Genomic DNA, 2,870 nt, shown 5'->3' on the forward strand with positions numbered 1-2,870 from the left:
TGGTCTGACCGGCTCGGCCAGCGGCGGCCAGTCGATCGCCCTGCCGCTGATCGCGCCGCATTATCTCGATGCGGGGGCGCAGCCGGACGAGTTGCACCGGGTGGTGGCGATTTCCTCCGGCGCGCTCGATAGCCTGCCGCATAATGGCTATGTCGTGACCACGATCCGTGCGGTCTGCGGCGAGACGCACAAGGCGGCCTATGGCGCTGTCGGGGCGCTGACCGTGGTGATACCGGTCGTCGGCACGATCATCGCGGTGCTGCTGTTCACGATGTTCTGATGACCGTCTCGACCCGCCTCTATCGAGCCGCCTACCGGCAGGCCTTTATCGATCTCAATCGCGACTGAATCGAGGAATATTTTATTCTGGATGCCAGCGACCGGGCGCAACTGGAAGAGCTGGAAGTATCCATATTTGAGTAAAGGCGGGTTGGATCGCAGCCTTCGCCAGGATGACAAGATCCTATTTCAGCCGTTCGATCTTGCTCGCCGCCTCGTCGATGATCGCAGCTACATCCAGGATCTTGTCCGATCCCTTGTCTTCGTCGGCCAGCCGGATGCGGATCGCGCTTTTCAGATTGTGCATTGCCCGGCGGATCGAGGCGCCGTCGCTGGCCTCGCCCATTTTCGAGACGCCGTCGAGCCGATCGAGAATCTCGGCGATCCGGGATTCTTCCTCGGCCAGCCGGGCGGTGCCCCTGGCGGTCATCGAGTAGATTTTCTTGCCGCCATCATCGACCGTTTCGTCGATCAGGTCCATTTCCGCCATCAGGGTCAGCGTCGGATAGACGATTCCGGGGCTCGGGGCATAATGGCCGCCGGTCATCTCCTCGATCTGCCGGATCAGGTCATAGCCGTGCCGGGATTCCTGGGCGATCAGATGGAGCAGCACCAGCCGCAATTCGCCGCGCCGGAACATCCGGCCGCGGCGCTTGCCCTCCGCCCCTTCAAATGCCGCTTCGGCAAAGGCGCGGGCAAATTTCTGTCCGATTTCCGCATTCCAGCTGCGACCACGACCGCCCCTGGGGCCGCCCGGTCCGAATTTTCTGCCATGTATCATGTTACTATCTTCCGTCAGTTTCTAAGATAGTTTAAAGATATATCTTTAATATGAGTAGGCAAGAGCAAATCAACATGCCACGGGTAAGCTTCTGTTTTTCAATTCGTCTTTTTGCGGGCCAGGTGCGACCGGGAGGCGCCGCGTTGCTCATATTGGCTAGTCGGCAGCCGTTCGCGCCGCTGCTAGGTCCTGCTCGGAAAGGAATTATGATGGATCTGGGAATTACCGGCAAGAAGGCGCTGGTCAACGGCGGCAGCGCGGGACTGGGACGCGGGGCGGCGCTGGCGCTGGCCAGGGAAAAGACGGAACTGTTCATCACCGCCCGCGGCGAGGAGCGGCTGATGACGGTTTGCGAAAAGCTGGTCCGGGAAACCGGCGCCAATATCACGCCGATTGTCGCCGATCACAGCAGCGACGAGGGCCGCGAGAAAATTCTCTCGATCTGTCCTGACCCGGACATCCTGGTCGCAACCTGCTCGCCGCCGCCCTTTTCCGGCGATTTCCGCACCGTCGACCGTGCAGACTGGGAACAGGCGCTGTCGCTGACGCTGCTCAGCCCGGTGGAATTTATCAAGGCGGTGATCGACGGCATGGTCGAGCGCAAATGGGGCCGGATCGTCAATATCGCGACCGGAGCCGCCAAATATCCGGCGGCGATGCGCGTTTTGTCGGGACCACCGCGGGCGGCGCTGGTCAATTATACGGTGGCGGTGGCGAAGCAGGTTGCCCGCCATGGCGTCACCATCAACAATATATTGCCCGGCATGCACCACACGCCCGGGATCCGCGACATGTTCGACAGCCAGGCCGAAGCCAATGGCACCAGCTATGACGAGGAAGTCGCGAAATTCGTCAAGCAGGTAAGGATCCCGGTGGGGCGCTTTGGCGATGCCGAGGATATGGGCATGTTCGTCGCGATGTTCTGCAGCGAAATGGCCGGCTACGCGACGGGACAGAGTCTGGTGGTCGATGGCGGGATGGGCAATTCGATTTTTTGAGATGGTGTTGGCCACTCGACTAATGCGCCCAGCAAGCGTAGCGTCGCAGGATCATTTTCACAGGGGCCCCGATCATGCCATTTCATCAGCTTATCTATGCTTCCCGGCCGTTCGGCTTTGATGACGCTGCGCTCAATGGAATATTGATGGAGGCCCGGCGTTATAATGCCGGGCACGACATTACCGGTGCATTGATCTGTCGGCCGGACCTGTATCTGCAGTTGCTGGAAGGACCGCAGGATATAGTGGAATCACTTTACCAGCGAATTGCCGTCGACAACCGTCATCTCGAGGTCGAGCTGCTAGTCTCGCAGCCGGTCGAGGACCGGATGTTTCCGGATTGGGCCATGCTCCATGATCCGGCGCAATCCTGGCTGTGGACGGCCGAAGAAGTGAGCGATGGCGCAATCCAACGCGCGAGCAACGAAGATATTGTTGCGGTGTTTGAGCGTTCAGCGCAGGATGCGACCACCTGAACGGGACCCGCTCCAGATTCGTCCCACGCCTAATAAATGTCGACAGTCCCCACCTCTCCCGGGGGGAGAGGCAAGCAAGACTTGAGAGCGAAGCGAACTAGTCGCGCTCGGTGTGGGTTGGTCGCCACCGTTGCCGAGCAGCGCTTGCCGGATCTCCTCCAGCACGTCACCCGCTCCCAACCCTTCACCCGCTGCTACTGAACCACTGACCGGCTGACGCCGGTAGGTTCATGGCTTGGGGCTGAAGCCAGTTTTGTTTGGCTTGGTATGCTTGTCGAGATAATTGAGGATCACGTCGTCGGTAATATTGCCTGAGGTGGTGGAGAAATAGCCTCG

3 protein-coding genes and 1 pseudogene are annotated in these 2,870 nt (G+C 59.9%); 3 read left to right on the forward strand and 1 reads right to left on the reverse strand.

The genetic code is table 11. The features are described from left to right. Positions 1-280, forward strand: a pseudogene (locus ACEW8J_RS01950) (GntP family permease); the annotation flags it as partial. A gap of 183 nt (positions 281-463) precedes the next feature. Here ACEW8J_RS01950 and ACEW8J_RS01955 read toward each other — a convergent pair. Then, positions 464-1,060 (reverse strand): PadR family transcriptional regulator, encoded by a 597-nt coding sequence (locus ACEW8J_RS01955; RefSeq protein ID WP_373489945.1) that lies wholly within the window; start codon positions 1,058-1,060, stop codon positions 464-466. Positions 1,061-1,266: 206 nt separating this feature from the next. On the opposite strand from ACEW8J_RS01955, the gene ACEW8J_RS01960 reads away from it, so the two are divergent. Both ACEW8J_RS01960 and ACEW8J_RS01965 read left to right on the forward strand, forming a co-directional pair. Continuing rightward, positions 1,267-2,058 carry an SDR family oxidoreductase gene (locus tag ACEW8J_RS01960; RefSeq protein ID WP_373489946.1) on the forward strand — a complete coding sequence of 264 codons (792 nt, stop codon included), beginning with the start codon at positions 1,267-1,269 and terminating at the stop codon, positions 2,056-2,058. 74 nt (positions 2,059-2,132) lie between these two features. Next, a complete protein-coding gene (locus ACEW8J_RS01965) occupies positions 2,133-2,534 on the forward strand; it encodes a BLUF domain-containing protein (RefSeq protein WP_373489947.1) in 402 nt (133 codons plus the stop codon). The last annotated feature ends 336 nt before the right edge of the window (positions 2,535-2,870 follow it).

This window comes from Parasphingorhabdus sp., from assembly GCF_041748495.1.
GTDB lineage: Bacteria > Pseudomonadota > Alphaproteobacteria > Sphingomonadales > Sphingomonadaceae > Parasphingorhabdus.